Origin of the sequence: Streptomyces sp. HNM0645 (assembly GCF_030056615.1) — a bacterium.
Lineage (GTDB): Bacteria > Actinomycetota > Actinomycetes > Streptomycetales > Streptomycetaceae > Streptomyces > Streptomyces marianii.
The window spans coordinates 32,319-50,361 of sequence record NZ_JASHLT010000055.1; the positions used below are offsets into that span (position 1 = coordinate 32,319).

General features: G+C 71.2%; 17 protein-coding genes and 3 pseudogenes. 7 read left to right on the forward strand and 13 right to left on the reverse strand.

The annotated features are described in order from the left end of the window. Positions 1-245: 245 nt before the first annotated feature. Positions 246-2,348 carry an alkaline phosphatase family protein gene (locus tag QMZ92_RS30295; protein WP_283300764.1) on the reverse strand — a complete coding sequence of 701 codons (2,103 nt, stop codon included), beginning with the start codon at positions 2,346-2,348 and terminating at the stop codon, positions 246-248. Positions 2,349-3,053: 705 nt separating this feature from the next. Between QMZ92_RS30295 and QMZ92_RS30300 the strand changes: the two genes are divergently transcribed. Beyond that, positions 3,054-3,797: a histidine phosphatase family protein gene (locus QMZ92_RS30300; RefSeq protein WP_283300765.1), complete on the forward strand. Its 744-nt coding sequence runs from the start codon at positions 3,054-3,056 to the stop codon at positions 3,795-3,797. 128 nt (positions 3,798-3,925) lie between these two features. Then, positions 3,926-4,420, forward strand: coding sequence for an excalibur calcium-binding domain-containing protein (locus QMZ92_RS30305; protein WP_283300766.1), 495 nt, complete (start codon positions 3,926-3,928; stop codon positions 4,418-4,420). A 168-nt stretch (positions 4,421-4,588) separates the two neighbouring features. Here the strand turns inward: QMZ92_RS30305 and QMZ92_RS30310 are convergent, their stop codons facing one another. Next, the gene (locus QMZ92_RS30310) at positions 4,589-5,578 is read right to left on the reverse strand and encodes a serine hydrolase (protein WP_283300767.1); all 990 of its coding nucleotides are present in this window, start codon (positions 5,576-5,578) and stop codon (positions 4,589-4,591) included. Positions 5,579-6,121: 543 nt separating this feature from the next. Here QMZ92_RS30310 and QMZ92_RS30315 point away from each other — a divergent pair. Then, positions 6,122-6,448, forward strand: coding sequence for a carboxymuconolactone decarboxylase family protein (locus QMZ92_RS30315; RefSeq protein ID WP_283300768.1), 327 nt, complete (start codon positions 6,122-6,124; stop codon positions 6,446-6,448). Positions 6,449-6,733: 285 nt separating this feature from the next. On the opposite strand, the gene QMZ92_RS30320 is transcribed toward QMZ92_RS30315, so the two are convergent. Further along, positions 6,734-7,624: an NAD(P)-dependent oxidoreductase gene (locus QMZ92_RS30320; protein ID WP_283300769.1), complete on the reverse strand. Its 891-nt coding sequence runs from the start codon at positions 7,622-7,624 to the stop codon at positions 6,734-6,736. Positions 7,625-7,721: 97 nt separating this feature from the next. Here QMZ92_RS30320 and QMZ92_RS30325 point away from each other — a divergent pair, with 97 nt between their 5' ends. Both QMZ92_RS30325 and QMZ92_RS30330 read left to right on the forward strand, forming a co-directional pair. After that, a complete protein-coding gene (locus tag QMZ92_RS30325; RefSeq protein WP_283300770.1) occupies positions 7,722-8,066 on the forward strand; it encodes a winged helix-turn-helix transcriptional regulator in 345 nt (114 codons plus the stop codon). Positions 8,067-8,340: 274 nt separating this feature from the next. Further along, on the forward strand, positions 8,341-9,045 hold the full coding sequence (locus tag QMZ92_RS30330; RefSeq protein WP_283300771.1) for a hypothetical protein: 705 nt from the start codon (positions 8,341-8,343) through the stop codon (positions 9,043-9,045). Positions 9,046-9,508: 463 nt separating this feature from the next. On the opposite strand, the gene QMZ92_RS30335 is transcribed toward QMZ92_RS30330, so the two are convergent. Together QMZ92_RS30335 and QMZ92_RS30340 are read right to left on the reverse strand one after the other, a co-directional pair. Beyond that, positions 9,509-9,775, reverse strand: coding sequence for a hypothetical protein (locus tag QMZ92_RS30335; protein WP_283300785.1), 267 nt, complete (start codon positions 9,773-9,775; stop codon positions 9,509-9,511). Beyond that, positions 9,772-10,245 (reverse strand): DUF5994 family protein, encoded by a 474-nt coding sequence (locus QMZ92_RS30340; protein WP_283300772.1) that lies wholly within the window; start codon positions 10,243-10,245, stop codon positions 9,772-9,774. The genes QMZ92_RS30335 and QMZ92_RS30340 overlap by 4 nt, the downstream gene beginning before the upstream one ends. 288 nt (positions 10,246-10,533) lie before the next feature. Here QMZ92_RS30340 and QMZ92_RS30345 point away from each other — a divergent pair, with 288 nt between their 5' ends. Continuing rightward, a complete protein-coding gene (locus tag QMZ92_RS30345; protein WP_283300773.1) occupies positions 10,534-11,031 on the forward strand; it encodes a DUF5994 family protein in 498 nt (165 codons plus the stop codon). Positions 11,032-11,060: 29 nt separating this feature from the next. Here the strand turns inward: QMZ92_RS30345 and QMZ92_RS30350 are convergent, their stop codons facing one another. The 8 genes and pseudogenes from QMZ92_RS30350 to QMZ92_RS30385 all read right to left on the reverse strand — a co-directional run bounded on the left by QMZ92_RS30350 (position 11,061) and on the right by QMZ92_RS30385 (position 17,366). Next, positions 11,061-11,399, reverse strand: a complete 339-nt coding sequence (locus QMZ92_RS30350; RefSeq protein ID WP_283300774.1) for a helix-turn-helix domain-containing protein — start codon at positions 11,397-11,399, stop codon at positions 11,061-11,063. A 632-nt stretch (positions 11,400-12,031) separates the two neighbouring features. Further along, positions 12,032-12,340 (reverse strand): SCO5918 family protein, encoded by a 309-nt coding sequence (locus tag QMZ92_RS30355; RefSeq protein WP_283300775.1) that lies wholly within the window; start codon positions 12,338-12,340, stop codon positions 12,032-12,034. Between the two features lie 154 nt (positions 12,341-12,494). Then, on the reverse strand, positions 12,495-12,767 hold the full coding sequence (locus QMZ92_RS30360) for a CBS domain-containing protein (protein WP_283300776.1): 273 nt from the start codon (positions 12,765-12,767) through the stop codon (positions 12,495-12,497). A gap of 9 nt (positions 12,768-12,776) precedes the next feature. Next, positions 12,777-14,197, reverse strand: a pseudogene (locus tag QMZ92_RS30365) (DEAD/DEAH box helicase). A gap of 287 nt (positions 14,198-14,484) precedes the next feature. Next, the gene (locus tag QMZ92_RS30370) at positions 14,485-14,688 is read right to left on the reverse strand and encodes a cold-shock protein (RefSeq protein WP_236242280.1); all 204 of its coding nucleotides are present in this window, start codon (positions 14,686-14,688) and stop codon (positions 14,485-14,487) included. A gap of 457 nt (positions 14,689-15,145) precedes the next feature. Next, positions 15,146-15,331: pseudogene (locus QMZ92_RS30375) on the reverse strand (transposase); the annotation flags it as partial. A 526-nt stretch (positions 15,332-15,857) separates the two neighbouring features. Next, positions 15,858-16,490, reverse strand: coding sequence for a hypothetical protein (locus QMZ92_RS30380; RefSeq protein WP_283300777.1), 633 nt, complete (start codon positions 16,488-16,490; stop codon positions 15,858-15,860). Between the two features lie 543 nt (positions 16,491-17,033). After that, positions 17,034-17,366 (reverse strand): transposase, encoded by a 333-nt coding sequence (locus QMZ92_RS30385; RefSeq protein WP_283300779.1) that lies wholly within the window; start codon positions 17,364-17,366, stop codon positions 17,034-17,036. A gap of 40 nt (positions 17,367-17,406) precedes the next feature. On the opposite strand from QMZ92_RS30385, the pseudogene QMZ92_RS30390 reads away from it, so the two are divergent. Further along, positions 17,407-17,844 (forward strand): annotated as a pseudogene (locus QMZ92_RS30390) (tyrosine-type recombinase/integrase); the annotation flags it as partial. Between the last annotated feature and the right edge of the window lie 199 nt (positions 17,845-18,043).

An 18,043-nucleotide genomic window follows, 5' to 3' on the forward strand; every position in this document is an offset into this window, starting at 1 on the left:
CGTCGCCCCGCCGGGGGCGCGCCGGGGTACCCGCGGGGGCGGGGCCTGCGTACTCCCGGCAGGCGGCGTACGAGTAGCCGTCCGGACGGGGCTCCAGGCGCCGCCGGGCGGGGCCTGCGTACTCCGGCCCACGTACTCCCGGCAGGTGACGTATGTGCTTCCCGGCCGGGCGGGCACCGCAGTCCGGCGAATGGCGAGGCACGCACGTACGGGAGGGCCCCGCCCGCCGGTACGTGCGAGTCCGCTCAGCGCCCCGTCGACGGCGCCGCCCCCGGCCGGTCCCCGTACGCGGAGAGGAACCGGTCGCGGAAGGCGTCCATGCGCCAGACCGGGGCGTCCGGACCGGGCTTGAGGCCCGGCTGCCAGCCCCAGCCGGAGACCCGGTCCAGCACGGCCGGATCGCGGGCGAGGATCGTGACGGGCACGTCCCGGCCGAGCTTGTCCTCGGTGACCGTGGACACGGGCTGGTGGTCGCCGAGGAAGACGAGCACGGTGTTCTCGTCGCCGTACTTCTCCACGTAGGTGATGAGGCTCGTCAGCGAGTACTCGATCGCACGACGGTACTCGGTGCGGACCCGCGCCGGGTCCTCCCAGACCTCCTCGGGGTCCTTGCCCTCCTCCGCGATGGCGCCGTACACGGAGCCGTCGCCGATCTCGTCCCAGCCGAGTGTCCTCGGTATCGGCGCCCACGGGTTGTGGCTCGACGCGAGGATGATCTCCGCCATCATCGGCCCCCGGCCCGGCCTTCCGTGCTCCAGGCGCTCGAACGCGGAGAGGCTGTACTGGTCGGGCACCGGCGTCCAGCTGAACTTCGGGCCCTTGTAGCCCATGTCGCGCGAGTCGTAGACGTGGTCGAGGCCGTAGAACTTCCCTTCCGGCCAGGACCGTGTGACGCCGGGCATGATGCCGACCGTCCGCCAGGCCCCCGTCTTCTGGAAGGCACTGGTCAGCGTCATGCGGTCGCCGGAGGTGAGGTTGCGGTACCGCTGCTGGTTCTTGATCCACAGGCCCGAGTTGAAGGTGGCGTGCGCCAGCCAGCTTCCGCCGCCGTATGTAGGGGAAGTGAGGAACGCGCTCCGGGAGGACCAGCCGGCCGCGCCCAGCCGGCGGTCCGCGTCCGCGAGGAGGGCCGAGACCCGCGGTCCCATCTCCGGATCCTGGACCGCGCTGCGTCCGTAGCTCTCGATGAAGGCGAAGAGGACGTCCTTGCCGCGCAGTCCGGTGAGCAGCCGGTCGGCGGGTACACCGGCGAAGTCGTCGTCGGCGGACTCGCGGGCGAACTCCTCCTTGTCCCGCAGGCCGGCACGCACCTGCTGCACCCGGTCCTGCAGGAACTCGGCCGAACCGCCCGCCGCGACGGGCACCGCCGTGTTGCGCACACCCAGCGCGGCGCACACGACCCACACGGTCCCGAGCACGAGCGTGCCTCCCGCCGCCGCGGCCCCGTGACGGGCCAGGACCCGGTTCAGCCGTACGGCGGCCCACGTCAGGAGGACGAGCAGCAGGAACACGAGGACGAGGACTCCGATCACGACGCCGATCGCGCCCGCCGGGCCCATGGAGTCGCGGAGGAACGACTGGCCGTCGTCGAGGAGGATCCAGTCGAGCACGAGGTCGAACGGTCGCTTGTAGACCGCGTCGAACCCGATGTCGAGCAGCTTGAGCACGACCATCAGGCCGAGCGCCGTGCCGGCGAACGCCGGTACGAGGCGCCTCACCCGGCCGCGCCGGCCCGGTCCGAGGAGCAGCAGCACGGCGACGCCGAAGATCCCCTCCACCGGTATGCGGAGGAACATGGGCGCCGTGAGATGCCCGAGCTTGTTCGGCAGGAGGAGCGCGGTGAGGACGACCAGGGCGGCCACGGCGGTGGCGCCGTGGTGGACCACGCGCGCCGCGACCGGGTGAACGACACGGCGGCCGCCTGCGCCGGGCGCCACCGGGAGGTCCAGGTCTCCGTCGGTACGGGTGCCGGTTCCGGTGTCGGATGCGGTGTCGGTCCCAGTCCTGGTCCCGGTGTCGGAGGTGGCGGGGGTGCCGGTTCCGGTGTCGGAGGCGGTACGGGCGTTGGTTTCCACGTCGGTACCGGCGGAGGCGTCCCCGTCGTCTGTGCCGAGGACGTCCTGCCCGTCGCCCGCCCGGTGCACACCCCCCTCCGCCTCGGTGCCGCCGTCCGGGCGGTCGACCGAGGGGCGGTCCCGGGAGCCGTCGGGCACGGGCCGTTCGCCGACGTCCGTGCCGACGTCCGTCCCGGTTTCCACGGCCGGAGCCGCGGCCTGGGCCGGCAGCCGGCGTGAGCGTGTCCAGAGCGCCACCCGTAGGTCCTTCCGCGCAGGGCTGGTGATCGGCATGACGACAGGGCCCGCCACGCCCGCGACTACCTGTACGGACCGCCGTCGGATTCAGTTCAAGCACCGGTGCCGCCGGGCGCCCGGCATCACGACCGCCCCTTCCCCGGCCGGTCCGCGGCTTCGGGCGCACCACCGTGCACGGCCGTGCACGGGTACGGCAGGCTCGGGTACGGCCATGCCCGCCCGGCACGGTACGGCCATGCGCGGCACGGTACTGGCGAGGGCACGCCGCGGTCGTGCACGGCACCACCGTGCGGGGGCCCGGTACGCCCTGTGGCCGCCCCGCTCCGGTGGGCACCCGCCCCGGTGGTTCCACCGCCCACCCCGCCGCAACCCACCGGCCATTCGGCGGGGGCGGTCCGGACACCTGCCGGATGGTCGGCCCCGGCAGCCGTGGCCGACGCTGGAGCACATGAGGCCCGACGTACTGCAGGCCGTGACGAACGCGGCAGCTCCGGCGGCTGCCGCGATTCCGGCGGACGCCTCCCGTCCGCCGGCACCGCCGACGGTCCGGCCCGCCGGGAGCGTCCTCGCGCGGCCGGGCCGTGTCCGGGAACCGGCGATCCTCGGCATGTCCGCACCCAATGCGGGCCCGCCCGGGCCGCTCGGGCACCTGCTGCGCGCGGCACCACACCCGTCCGCTGATCAGCTGACCGGCGGCAGGAGTCCGGCGCACTCGCCGGACCCGGAAGGAGGTCGGTCGTCATGACGGTCCGCCTGACGTTTCTCTGTGCGGCCGCGGGGGACGGCACCCGAGGCACCCGGAGCACGGTCTTCGGTGACGGGCCCCCGAGCGAGCGTGTCCTGCGGGACGCGGGTGCGGCCAGGGCGGCCCTGCCCTCGTACCTGCCCTCCCTCCGGGCGCCTTCGGCGCGCTGTGCGGCCGTGGCCACCGCCCTCGGACTGGAACCCGCGGTCGAGTCCGTGCTCCGCGACATCGACTACGGCGCCTGGCGGGGCCGTACGGTCGAGGAGGTCGCGGCGGCCGACCCGGACGGTTTCACGGCCTGGCTGAGGGATCCGGACGCCACGCCCCACGGCGGTGAGTCCGTACGCCGGCTGTGCCGCCGTACCGCCGACTGGCTGGACGGCCTCCCGCCGGACACCGGCCGCGCCCTGGTGATCGCCGAACCTGCGACCGTCAGGGCCCTGCTCGTGCACGCACTGTCGGCACCGGCGCGTGCCTTCTGGCGCCTCGACGCACCGGCGCTCTGCACACTCTCGTCCCCGGCGTTCGACGGCCGCTGGTCCGTCCGGCCCGGCCGCCTCCCCGTCCACTGCCGCCCCGGTCCGGGGGTCTGGGGCGTCTCCGGCGTGGCGGACGTCTCCGCCGTCGTCCAGCACGTCGGCGCCGCGCGGGCGACGTGGGTGAGGAGCGCCGCACGGCGCAGGATCGTCTCCGGGGCGCGTGCGCACGCGGACCGGAACGACGTGAACGCGGTCGGGTGAGCCGACGGCCGAAGGGAACGCCGGGTTCCGGCCCGGAAGTGGAATGTCCGTCACTTCCCTCGCCAGGGACGGGTCCTGGGATTACCGTGTCCCCACACGTCGTTCACTGAATCTGCACAGGGGGGGCCTTGAGTAATCCCTACACCATCGCTCCGCAGCCCGGACCGCAGCCCTCGGGAGCGCACCGGCCCCTGTGGAGGATGAAGCGCGCCTATGCCGGCGGCCTGCTCCTCATGGCGATCGGCTTCGGCTGCGGTGGAGCCGCGGACCGGGCCGAGGAAGGGCGCCCGGCCTCTGCGCCGGCAGAGGCGGGCCCCGGCCCGACGGTCACCGCGACAGTGACGGCCACGGCGACGGTCACCGCGACCCCCGAGGCGCCCGCGGCGACGGTCACCGAGCCGGGGCCCACGGTCACCGTCACGAAGACCAGGAGCGTCGAGGTCCGCGGATCGGGCGGCGACGGCGGCAGTGCTAGTGGCGGCGGGGGAGGTTCCGCCGGTGTCCACTACGAGAACTGCGCGGCGGCCCGCGCCGCCGGTGCCGCCCCCGTCCGCCGCGGTGAGCCCGGTTACGGCAGCCACCTCGACCGCGACAACGACGGCATCGGCTGCGACTGGGGCTGACCACCCGGGGTTCGCCGGGAGGTCCCGCGTCCGGGCCGCCCGGCGCCCGGTAGTGGGCCGTGACCCGGGCCCTCGACACATCCGAGCACGGTCCCGCGCCCGTGACCCTGTCCCGACACACCCCGAGCACGGTCCCGTGCCCGCGCCCTGACACATCCCATCCGTTTCCTATCGCGCGGCGCTCACCAGCGGCCGGGACGCCCGGCGGACCCCGGGCGTCTCCTCCGGGTACAGGTCGTGGTGGATCGCCTTGGCCACCCGCTCGATCGTCTCCATACCGTAGTCACACCCCACTTCGGGTGATGCACCCTCGGGGACGCGGTTGTTCTCGGTCAGGATCACGAGGCCGTAGTCGTAGGAGCTTCCGGTGATGGCGCTCATGCTGTGGACCTTCCAGTCCCCGCGGTCCCACGAGCTCTTGACCCCGTGCTCGGAACGCTGCAGCCATCCGTTCTTGACCTGGACGACGGCGTCCGGCGGAGCGCCCGCCGGCGTCCCCCAGCGCTGGTCGTCCTGCACCTCCCGCATCAGCCGCAGAACGTAAGCGCGTTCCCGGGAGTTCAGCACGGACTCGTCTTCCCCCGTGAGCAGTTGAAGAAGTTTCACCTGTTCACGCGCGGTGATCTGGGTGAGCCCCATGAAGCCGGCGTCGTTCAGGCCGGTGTCCTCCAGCCCGGCCTCGTCGAGGAAGTCCTGGATTCTCGCCCTGCCCAGCAGGTCCCACAGGGCGTAGGTTGCGTCGTTGTCCGAGTTCACGATCATCTCCCTGGCCAGGGACCTTTCCTTCCTGGACAGGTCGGTCCCCTTGGCCAGCAGCAACGCGCCCAGGACGATCGGCTTGACCGTGCTGGCGGAGTCGTAGTGCACATCGGCGCGGTATGTGCACGAGGTGCGGGACGTACGGTCGTAGAGCGCGATCGAGACCCGACTGGACCGCATCTCCAGCGAGTTCACCATGTGCCGGACGAGCGCCCGCGCCAGCTTGGGCTTCCCGGAGGTGCATTCGACGGGCCGCCCCTTGAACCGCTGAGTCGCGTGCTCCGTCCTGGGGGCGTGCTGGAGGCCGGCCTTCGGGAAGACGGGGATCACGGGGTTGATGGCGATCGCAAGGACAACAACCCCGAACACGGCCATCGATGTGACCTTGCGGCGTGCCAACTCGCCTCCTCTCCGCACCGCTCCACAGGTGTGGACACCGCACTGCGCCCTCACCGGCCGGCCCCCTCCGGGCCTCCACCGGTACCGTTGGGAAGATCCGATTGATCACTGCTTGTGCGCTGACGCTACAAGCCGGTACCGCGCCGTGCCCGCCGGGCCGACCAATGGGCGTACGGGCCGACCAACAGGCGTACGACCCCTTCCCGGGAGCCCGACCAGACGGGGCGGCGCGGCCGGCCGGAGGGACGGCGGGACCGGCCGTGGGGCGGCGTGCCGCCGGGGTGTACGAGCCCGGTCGCCCTTGCGGGTGCCCGCCGACCCTCCCCCGGCCCACAGGCCGCGACCGCCGTCCCCGGTCCGCCTGCCACAGGCGCACATCGGTGTCTGTCACGTCCCGGTCCGCCCTGCCCCAGGTCGCCTCGACGGGCGATCCGCCGCAAACCGACTTACGGTCGAGCAGGAGACGCTGCACCGAGACACGGAGCCCTGCCGCGCCTCCGCCCGGCCGATCCTCGTCACGACACCATCAGGAGACGACCTGCCATGGCTACAGCATCCGAAACCCCGGTACTGGACACCCTCGCCGCGATGACGGTCGACTCGGTCGAGCGGTGCGGACTGGCACCGGACATGTTCATGCTCACCCGTATCGCCGCTCTCGCCGCCTCGGACGCTCCGCCGATCTCCTACGTCGCGCACATCGACCCCGCCCTCCAGGCCGGACTGACGGCCGACCAGCTGCAGGACGTCCTGGTCGCCATCGCCCCCATCGTCGGCACGGCGCGCGTCATGACGGCAGCCGGCAACATCGCCGAGGCGCTCAGCATCGAGATCGCAGTCGCCGACGCGGCGGCCGAGGCCGGCGCGTAGGAACCTCACCCAGCCCTGACGCCACCGGGCGCGCCCGGCACCGACGACCGGCGCGCCTGACTTCGTGGGCCGGCCGCACCGCGGACGGGCCGGGCGTCGTACGTGATGCGGCGTGCCCCGGAAGGCACCGAAAGGACCTCCGCGGCTGCCGCCTCGGAAGGCGTCGCCCGGTGGGTGGCCGGAGCCGTCGGCCGAGCCCGTCGCTCCCCGTGTCAGCCGCCGGCCAGGGACTCGGTCACCGATGCCGGGTCCCCCAGCTCGCCCGAGTTCGTCTGCGGGACGCCCTCAGCGCCGCAGCAGGGTGATCGCTCCCGCCGTGTCCTCATCGGCGTGCGCGGCTCGGTCGGCGGCCAGCCGGCGCCGCATCAGCTCGAAGTACGGGTTGATCAGCTCCGTACTGACCCCCTGCTCCGCCGCGGTGCGCAGCAGCGTCCCGGTGGCCGCCACCTGCATGGCCAGGTTCGACACCACACCGGTGGTGAAGTCGCCCGAGGTCAGCCGCTCGGCCGCGTTGCCCACGAAGAAGCCCATCGCGCCCAGCCACTGAGACAGCAGCGGGGCGAGGTCCTTCGGGGCGATGTCCTCGCCCTCGATGAGCGCGAAGGCGTGCGAGATGCCGGCGAACATCCCGTACATCCCGCTGAGCAGTGCCACGTCGTGCAGGGCGGCGTGGCCCGGGTCCTCGCCGACGAACCGGGCCGGGGCCGGGATCTCCAGCACGGCCCGGTGGGTGTCGAACAGGGCCCGGGAGCCGCTGTAGAGGACATAGCCGCCGGCTTCGGGGGCGCCGATCATCGCCGGTGTGGCCATGATCCCGGCGTCCACGAAGCGGGCCCCGCGAGCCTCGGCCCAGACCGCGCGGGCCCGGCCCTCGTCAGGGGTGCCGGTGGTGAGGTTGACCAGGTCCTTGCCGTCCAGGCCGGTGCCGTCCAGAGCCGAGCCGATGCTGGCGTCGTCCAGCAGGCAGACCACGACGAGGTCGTTCGCGGCCACCGCCTCGGCCGGGCTCGCGGCGACGAGGGCGCCCGCCCCGGCGAGGGCCTCGGCCTTGGCGGCGGTGCGGTTCCAGACGGTCAGTGAGTGGCCGGCGGCGAGCCAGGTGCGGGCCAGGGCCGTGCCCATGTCGCCGAGGCCGAGAAGGGTGAGGGAGCGCCGTGCAATGTTCGTGTCGGTCATGGAGTTCAGACTGGTGGTGGGCCGAAAGGCCCTCAAGTACGCACTTTGGAGTGGGTGGTTACTCCAGGGTGAGTGAACACGTGGGGAGGGGTGCGTGATGGCACTGACGCGAAGGCCCGGGGCGGACCACTGCGGTGTGGCCGCGGCGATGTCCGTGATCGACGGCAAGTGGAAGGTGTCGCTCCTGTGGGAGCTGGACCAGCGGCCGCGCCGCTTCGGTGAACTGCGGCGACTGGTCCCTGGGGTGTCCGAGAAGGTGCTGGCCGCCCAGTTGCGCGAGCTGGAGACGGACGGCCTGGTGCACCGTCAGGCCTACGACGAGGTCCCGCCCCGCGTGGAGTACTCCCTGACCCCGCTGGGCCACGCCCTCAACACGGCCCTGGAGCCCTTGGGGGCGTGGGGGAGCAGGCACCTCCTCCCCGAAGGGACGCCGACCGCTTAGGGGGAGCCGGCGCTCTCGCGGGCACCGCGTTGGCAGCGAGGTCGGGCGGGTTGCATCGTGACCTGCGGCATGCCGGCTTTGGCGGATGCCGGCTGCCGTCCCCGCCAGCCGTCGGAGTTCGCCGTGACTTCCCTGCCCGATCTGACGCGATCGTGGCACGGCCTGATCCTCTCGACGCCAATGATGAGGCGGCCGTTGCCGCATGGGGTTGTCGGTGGCACGTACCAGCGTGCCCGCAGCGTTTCGTCGATCTTTGTACGCCTGAGGAGCCACGATGGCCGGAGACCCACCCGAGCTGCCTGCGAAGGATCTGCTCACCCTGATACCGGAATACGCGGGCCTCGCTCGGGAGACCACCCTCCTCAACGCTGAGCCCGGCGACCCCGGCGTGCGGGAGAGCTCGCTGGGAGGTAAGCCGCTGTGGCCCGCGGACGAGGCGTGGCCGCACTGCGCGCAGGAAGACCACTGGACGTTCGGCTCCGACCCGTCCAACAGGAACGAGATCGTCCCTGGCGCGGTGCCGATGGTGCCGATCCTCCAACTGTTCGCCCGGGTTGTGCCGGGACTGGAGTTCCCGGAGGGGAAGGACCTGCTACAGCTGGTGTGGTGCGCGCTGATGCATGAGCAGGACCCCAGGCTGCTGGTGATGCCGCGGCTGTACTGGCGCAACGAGGCCGAGGTCGTGGCTGGAGGGGTGCTGTCCGAGATCCCCGGGGTGGGCGAGGGGGAGTACGACGAGGACAACATGCCGCAATCGTCCACGTTGTCCCCGACTAGCGCGGAGGACTTTCCGGGGTGGCGTGATCTGCTCAAGGACATGTGGAGACCTGGGAGCCTCGTCTCCGGTTGCCGACGGGCCATTCCAGGTGGCCACCCGACAACAACGTCGTCGGGACGAAGGTCGGCGGCTGGCCCGCCTGGACGCAGCCTGCCGACTGGCCGAACTGCGAGCGCGGACACCGCATGGAGCACCTTCTGACCATCACCGGCGACATACAGTTGGGTGACTGCGGCGGCGTCTACTCCTTCCATTGCCGCCAGTGCCCCGGCCTCCCATGGGACTGGCGCTTCGACTGCCACTGACAGCCGAGGTCGGCGCAGCGGCTTTGGGCGGGAGACGCAATGACGAAGTCAAGCCGCTTGCGTGACCGGCGTGGCGACGTTGAAGACCCGTCCGTCATGCAGCAGCCGCCGCCGCGCAGCGGGACCGGGTGACCGGTGACCAGGCCCTCGGTCACGAGGTGGCCGTCACGGGCGGGGGCGCGGTGCTGCACCGGGATGCGGTGGTCGGGCCCGTGTGCCGCCCCGGTGGCGCCAGGCAGCCCGCCGCCTGCCCGGCGCCGGGGGGAACCCGCGGCCTGTCGACGGTACCGCCCCCACCGGTGCGGGTCGCCCCGGCCGTGTCGCTCACGCTCCGCGCGGTGTGTGCCGTTCGCAGCCGGTCAGGGCTCCTCGGCGTGCGGGCCGGAACCGGTGGCGGGTCGGCTGGTGGCCAGCCAGGAGCGGGCGGGGCCGGCGGCGGTCTCGGTGTCGACGGTGAGGTGGAGCCGCGTGCCGCCGCCTGGCGCGGGGTAGCTGCGCTGCTCCGTCCCGGCGAAGCACCGGCGGATCACTTCGGCGACCGTGCGGGCGGCTTCGGGGGTGGCGGCGACGATACGGATCTCCGCGAGCCCTGGCCGTGGCAGAGGCTCGTTTTCGGCGGGGTTCAGAACAGGGCGCAAGACGGCGTGCTCCCTTCGGAGCGAAGCGAGAGGTCGGCGGGTGGGGTCCTCCGGGATGCCCGGTCGCCCCACCCGCCGCCTTTCGGGCGGAGGAGTGGTCCGGGATCAGCGTGCTCGTGCTGGGCGCTGAGCCGGTGGATCAGACGCATGCCGAGCGCGACCACGAGAGTGCCTACCGCGAGGGTCCAGCCCATGTGCAGCGCGTGGCCGGAAGAGGAGACCCGGCACGGAACGGCGGGCCGACGGCTCGGCTTCACCGCGGTCCGGGTGACGCGGCCCCAGCGGGCTTCGAGGGCGTCGGCCAGCGACGGCAGCTCGGCCGCCACGTCACGGGAACGGGGCCACCAGGCGCCGTCGAGCGAGCTCGCGGCCGACCTGGTCTTGGGGGTGGGCGGCAACCGGTTTGCACGTCTTGGCATGGGGGCGCGGCTCGCCGTCCTGCCGACGGTGGTGGTCATGGTGCGGACCTGCCCCCGGGCCGCCCGTCGGCAGCCCGGTTTCTCGTGTTCCTCCGGGAACGACACCTGCACGGGTGCCGGTGTGCGAAGTACTCCCGGTCCTTCCAGGGTACGTCCGGGCACCTCGTAAGTGAGACGACACGGGAGGAGGCTTTCTGTTCGCGGACAGCGTGGGTCTGGGCCGGGAAGGCGAGAGCCGGAGTTACCGTGAAGTGACGGCAAACCCCACCCGTCCGCGGCCCGTCACACGCGACGGCCACGTCCCCTCCTGAAGACGGGCGGACCCCCATGGCCGACTCGGACATCCCGCACTCGCCCCCGTCGCTCCTACCGGACGCGATCCACGAGAGGGTGCGTCCCGGCACGGCGCTGCTCCGGCTGGAGACGACGCATTCACGGCAGGGCGTCCTCGACGGTGCGTGGTGGCCGCGCACCCGGGACGTGGCGCGGGAGGTTTCCGCGCTCGTGTCCGCCCTGGCCGAGCATCTCGGACCCATCACCCGCGTCGGCCTGGATGCCGTGGCGTGGAACGCCATCCCGACCCGACTGGTCGTCGACGACCGGGTCGTCCACCTCGACTCGTTCCCCGTCGGCGACGACACCGTCCTGATCACCCGCGGCGAGCGGGACCACTTCGCGCTGATGGTGGTGCCCCCGGACACGGAGCCCGATGCCGCGCGTGCGGCCATGGCACGCGCGGTCCGGGCTGACAACGTCACGCAGGCCGCCGAGATCCTCGTCACCGCAGTGGCCGCACCGGCGCCCGGGACGGAGGAACCTGGATGAGCGGGACCGCGTGGTACCGCAGGCCCTGCTCACTCCCCGTCCCGAGGACGTGGTTCGGACGCCGCGCGGCGGTACTCGGCGTTGATGCGCCGTGCCTCCTCGAGCTGGTCCTCGAGGATGATGATGCGGCAGGCGGCCTCGATGGGAGTGCCCTGGTCGACGAGTTCCCGGGCGCGGGCGGCGATGCGCAGCTGGTAGCGGGAGTAGCGTCGGTGGCCGCCCTCGGAGCGGAGCGGAGTGATCAGCCGGGCCTCTCCGAGGGCGCGGAGGAACCCGGGAGTCGTGCCCAGCATGTCGGCCGCCCGTCCCATGGTGTAGGCGGGGTAGTCGTCATCGTCGAGACGGCCGGTCGAATCGTCTGCTGTCATTCTCATCTCTCTGGGGACGGGGCCGAAGAGCGTCGTGTCTGGTGTCCTCGGACATCAAGGAACCGGAGGCGTACGCGAGCCGGCGCCGGCTCGGTACCGTGCAACGCGCGTCGGCAGGCGCTCCCGCCCCTGCCACACCTGCTCGGCTCGGAACCTGTCCGTCGAACCTCCCAGTCCGCGCGCCGGCGGTCCGGCGCGTTCGCTGAGGGTCATGCTCCCATCCCCCCTGCCGGTCCGGCGTCACCGTGCCGTGGTCCCGGGTCCTCCTGCCGCGCGGGACGCGCCCGTCGGCCTCTCGCGGGGTGGGCGTCGCCTGCTGTTCCTGACCGCGATGACGCCCCGAAGCGCTGCGGCGGGAGGGAAGTCCTGCCCGATCGGCCCGCCTGCGCCGGTTCGCCGACGTCCTCGACGGGGCGACCCGGGACGACGTGCCGCTGACGGATCATTCAGGGCACGAGGGGGTCCCGCAGAAGGGCGGCATGTACCGCGCATCGATCGCGGAGGCCGGCACCCGGACAGTGGGAGACGTCGAGGACCCCGACCGCTGAGCCACCGTGCGACGCGGCGGGGGCCCGTCCGGTGCGCACCGGACGGGCCCCCGCCTTCAGGCGCGACATGCGCCCGTCCGCCGGTCAGAGCGCCGTGGGCGTTCCGAGCTGGGAGGACGCGTGCTGGATCGGGGTGGCGGCGGCCGGGGGCTCAGCCCCCGGGCGGGTACGGCAGACGAAGCCGAGCCGGACCATGGCCCGGATGACCTCGCCGGCGCTGAAGTCGCGACGGTCCTGGCGTGTGATGATCGCGCCGACCTGCTTGACGGGATACTCACGGCGTCCGATGACCACGGACTCGCCGGTGACGGGTTCGGGCTTGACGCCCTTCATCGCTTCCAGGACACCGCTCCTCGTCAACTCGAAGGGGAAGCGGGCGATGACGCAACGCATGGGACCTCGCAGGGGACGACGGGAACGGACCGGGTCGGCATGTGGCAGCGTGGCGGCGGACTGGGGAGGTCCGGACGCGGCGGCGTCTGTCGGAGTCCAGGCGGTGTGGTGGGCCGGTCGATGTGCATCGTGTGCTCGGCGGTGGCTCTCGTGGTCACGAGCGGGACGGAGGGCCCGCGGTGCGCAAGTCGCGAAGCTGTACCCGGTCGGTGTAGTCGGGAGTGGCACGGAAGCCGGTGAGCTGGGCCAGGGTCACCAGGCCGGTGCCCCGGCCGTCTGCGTCACGGACGATCAGGCGCTCGGTGCGGGCGCCGCGCATGACCGCCAGAGCCACCTCGACGGTCATGTCGGCCCAGGCATGCGGTTCTGCCTCGTCGGCGTGGGGTGCGGGCCGCGCGGGGCGGGTCGGCGTCTGGATCTGTGTCATATGCGACTCCTACGGGGAGTGAAGGGGCGTCGGCCCCCGGTGCGAAGGCCTAGCAGGCCCGGACAGGGGAGGAGCGCCCCGGAGCGGTGTGCGGCTCCGTCGGTGAGGGCCGCCGAGCCAGGTGGGCGGGGCCAGACCGTGTGCGGGGCCGTCGGGCACCGGCTCCGTGCCCTGGACGGGGATGCCCGCCGGAGTCCGTGCACCGGTGGTGCCGTTCAGTTCGGCCGCGCCGGGGCGGATGCGGGTGGTCCGCGGGTGGATCCCCGCCTCGGCCATGAGGTGGGTCGTCGGGCGGCGCTGGTTCGGGGTGACGAGGATGCCGACGCCGCCGGTCCCTCCCGCCCGGGCGGGACGGCCGCTGCGGTGCCGGTAGTCCTTGTGGTGGGCGGGCGGGCCGACGTTGACGACGAGGTCGAGCCCATCGACGTGGATGCCGCGGGCGGCGATGTTGGTGGCGACGAGCACGGGTATCTGCCCGCTCCTGAACCGCGCCGGCGCGCTGTTGCGCTGAGGCTGGGACTTGCCACAGTCCAGTGCGTCGGCTCGTACACCGCCGGCCGGCAGGTGTGTGGTCAGCCGGTCGACCGCGCGCTCGGTGGCCGGGAACATGATCACACGGCCGTCACGCCGGCGATCTCGGCCGTCGCGGCGTGCCTGGCGTCGGCGTGTACGTGCAGCACATCGTGCTCGATAGTCGACACGGCGCCGCTCGCCGGATCCGCGGAGTGGACGACGGGGTCGGACAGGTAGCGGCTGACCAGCCGCCCGATCGTGCGGTCCAGCGTGGCCGAGAAGAGCATCCGCTGCCCCCCGGGGACCACCTGGTCGAGCAGCTCGGTGATCTGGGGGGCGAAACCCATGTCGGTCATCTGGTCGGCCTCGTCCAGGACGGTGACGGCGACCCGGTCCAGTCGGCAACTGCCGCGGGCGACGAGGTCCCTGAGCCGGCCCGGAGTGGCGACGACGATCTCGGCGCCCCCGCGGAGGACGTTCGCCTGCCTGCCGATGGGCCTCCCGCCGACGACCGTCGCGAGGCGCAGTTCGACGGCGCGGGCGTAGGGCGTGAGGGCGTCGGCCACCTGGTCCGCCAGCTCACGTGTGGGGACCAGGACCAGGGCGAGCGGCTGACGGGGCTCGGCTCGCACCCCCGCCGTACGGGCGACCAGGGCGAGGCCGAAGGCCAGCGTCTTACCGGAGCCCGTACGGCCACGGCCCAGGACGTCACGGCCCGCAAGCATGTTCGGCAGGATCGCGCTCTGGATCGGGAAGGGAACGGTGACGCCCTCGGCGACGAGCGCGGCGAGCAACCGCTCCGGCATGCCGAGATCGGCGAAGGCTTCCACGGATGAGAGCGCGGGGGCGGCCGGAGCGGAAAGTGCGAACTCTCCTAGGGTGTCCGGAAGACGATCGGTCGTGTGCGTGCCGTTCATGTGCAACCTTCCTCGATACAGTGCACATCACTGAATTCGCCCGGCGGTTGAACGGTTCGGAGAATTTCGAGACGGCTTCGAATGGGGAATGGAACCCGGGTTGACGGAATTCGGGGATGCCGATCACCGGCGGCGGATGAGTGCCGGAAGTGAGCGCGTGCCACCCCAGGCCGTCAGCCACGTGGGGCGCGGACACGGATCAGGCGGAGTCGTGCTGCGTGAAACACATGCAGCTGGGGCCCGCACCCCGAAGGATGCGGGCCCCAGCTACGTCGTACGCGCCGCTGTCAGGCAGGAACGATGTTCTCGGCCGTCGGGCCCTTCTGGCCCTGCGCGATGTCGAAGTTCACCTTCTGGCCCTCCTGCAGCTCACGGAAGCCCTGTGCGGCGATGTTCGAGTAGTGGGCGAACACGTCGGGGCCGCCACCGTCCTGCTCGATGAAGCCGAAGCCCTTTTCCGCGTTGAACCACTTAACAGTGCCAGTTGACATGGCATGTCTCCTTCGGGGGTAATCGGAATCCGCACTGCGCGGATGCCGTGTCGCCGCGATGATTACCCCGCCGGAGAAGACCGGAGGTGAAAAGTGCCCTCAGAGGCCCTCTGGGCGACTGGATGCACGTAAGTTTCTGGAACCACTACTGCAACTGAATCCGAGGCTAGCACGCCGTCATGCTCGATGCGGCTCAAATCCCGCTGCTCCTTTTATGCGGTAGAAATCCTCACGGCACGACCCCGCACATTCTCATCTCGCCGACGCAGATGACGATGAGCCCGGGCGTGCCTCCTGAGGTGCCGGCGCGCCGAGGCGCACGCCGACGAGGTGGTGGAGACACGGCCGTGGCCCGCCTCGGCGGGGTGGCCTGGCGGAAGGACAGGCTCACCACCTGGCGCGGGCGGAACTCGTCCGAGGGGAAGCCTGCGATGCGGGCCCCCACCCGGCCCCGGTCGGGAAAGTCCGCGGGCATCGCCCGCCAGGGGATCCCGCCCGCGACCAGGTAGCGGATCGCGTCCAGCAGTTGGCGGTGGCGGTAGCCCTCGGGGCGTCCGCCCCGCTCATTCAGCCAGGCCGGCACCGGCAGCAACGGCCGTACGGCGGCCCACTCCGGTATCCGACGGATACCGGAGTGCCCGATCGGGACGGCAGGCCGCGGTGCCGTACACGTGCGTGAGGCAATCACACGATGGAGCGGCCGAGTTGAAATGAACGGCTTCGGACGCGTACAACAACGAACCAGGGCCTCCCCGTACTGCTCGGTCAGATCCACATCCCCGAGCTACCGAGAGGTCCCTGTCTTCATGCGCGCACGACGGGAAGACCACCCCGGGGGAAATCTGTTCGAACCGAACGTTCCATGATCGGTTGGGATGCGACCTCCCACCTGACGCCCCGTTACGGCGATTGTGGCGCGCGGGCCAAGAGGTCTAGACAGCAAATAGGCGCCAGGTTTGTGACCTGGGGCTTCGCCATGGAGCGGGTGATGGGAATCGAACCCGCGCTCTGAGTTTGGGAATCACCGAACGGATCCGTGCCACTGAGCCGCTGAGCAGGACGGAGTCCTTGAACGACCACTGCGGCGACGCGCTCTGTCGTCCCTCGGTTGACCGTGGCTGACCGCCCGTTCTGGCACGAGAGTGGCACGGCTTGACCCCCTCGATGAACTACGGGCGGGGTGCTCGATGAGGCTTCCTCGGCTGATCGGCCCTGGTCCAGCGGACATTGCCGGTGGGTGACGGTCGCAGCGGCAGCTGTACCGCGCTGCCGTACGGTGGCACACCGCGTGAGGCCCTTTCCCGGGATCGAGATGCCGCGAGCACGAAGATCGCACTGCCCATGTAGAAGTGTGCGCATCCGGAGGCGAACATGCGCTCTTGCGCCTTGACGTGCTGATGGTATTCGTCAAGGGTCAAGCCGATGTGCGTGCCATGGTTGTTCGCGTGGTACGAGCTACCGTCCGACGATGGTTGCCCCTTGAGCATGCCCACGCCGAGGACAAAGCTGAGCAATGCCCCCACAAGGATCACACCTGACGCGATCTGGAGTGGCCGCGGTGTCTCTCGGAGGATTTCGAGAAACCGATGGCCCTGGGGTCCTGGGAGGCCGATCGCCCTGTCGGCGAGGGTGCAGCGGATGAGGGCAGTACCGAAGACCGGAAAAACCAGAGCGAACAGTGTGACGGAGACCGGGTCCGGTACAAGAGGTGCACCCGGTAGGAACGTCGCGGCCACGATCAGCACGGCGAGACCACACAGGGTCAACGCCAGAACGAGGTGAACTTTGAAACTGGCTCGCATGCGGTTGACCTCTCTCCCACGGCTGATATCGGCCAGCCAGGCTGAAGCGTGCCAGGAGCGCGCCGCCTGAGGTCAACGCGTGGGCTCGAGCAAGGTTGGTGGACTTTCCATGCCCTGGTCAAGAGTCGACGGGACCGGATCCCGGAGCACCAGTTTGGAAGACGCCGTATGAGGATGGCGGCTGACCTGGCAAGCTCCCGAACTGGGCTGGAGCGCGGTTGCCGCTGCTGTTCCCCTTGAATCCCCGCTACGTCCCGCTGGATCGGGCACGAATCGGGCACGGCACACTGGGAGCGTCGGCATCCGCAGTTGTGGCTGGGGGGAACGTGAGCAAGGGTTGGCCTGAGCGTTGGTGGACGACTGCTCTCGTAGCCTCGGCGCTAGCCGGCATCGTGTCCTTGAGCTGCCCCGAGTTTCGTAGAGTCCGGCGGACTGCCCCGAGTTGGGTGGAGTCGAGTTGCTTGGTTTCAGGCTACCGGTGGGGTGCGGAGTTCGTACTCCACCGGGCTGAGCATGCCAAGCGCAGAGTGTCTGCGCCGGCCATCACGCGGATGGCTTCGAACCGCCTTTTGGGGGCGTCACCTCACCCAGCAGTTCGGCGGCCCGCCGGCGGATGGCCAACTCGGCCTCCAGCTCGGCGATGCGCTTGCGGGCCGCGGCGAGTTCGGACTGGTCGCTGCTGTTCGTGCCGGGCAACTGTCCCGTGTCGATGAGGTGTTGGCGACGCCAGATATAGATGGTCTGGTCGCTGATGCCGAGGAGTTGAGCGACCTCGGCGACCCTTCTTCCGGATGCGACGAGATCGAGGGCCTTGCGGCGGAACTCGGGCGGATAGCTGCGGGGCATCACGGCCTCCGAAGGCTGCTGGATCGTCAATTGTCCAGCAAACCGACTCCATTAGAGCCGGGGCATACCAGACGCGGGCAAGCGGTTCATCGTCCTGCCGGCCTTCATGGAGAAGGACCTGAAGCGCCACCTTGCCTGGTACGCGGAGAAGACGCCGGACGGGTTGCTGTTCGTGGGGGAGGAGGGCAAGCCGTTCCGGCGCTCGACCTTCGGGCGGAAGTGGCGCAAGGTCCGGGCAAAGGTCGGGCTGCCGGAGAACTTCCGCTTCTACGATCTTCGTCACACCGGGCATACGCCCTCGACCCAGTCCGGGGCCACGCTGAAGGACACGATGGTCCGCGCCGGGCAGTCCTCCGAGCGGGCGGCACTGATCTACCAGCACTCCAACCTGGAGCGGCAGAGGGAAGTAGCCGGCGGTATCGACGCCCGTGTGCGCGCCGAGCGGGAGAAGGCTGCCGACGTGCCCGACGAGCAGCCATCGGGCACGGAACGGGCACGCGACGCCTAGCGCGGTCTAGACCCGGACTTCGCGGGTCACCGTTTCAGGTCTGTGGCCAGCGGGTTTGTCCGATGTCGGTGTCGAGTAGGTCGAGGAGGTGGAGTTGGACGCCGCGGGTGATCTGGACGGTGGGCGGGTCGGTGACATTGCCGATCCGCAGGGTGAGTTCGCCGAGGTGGTAGAAGATCATGCGCCCGGTGGGCCGCAC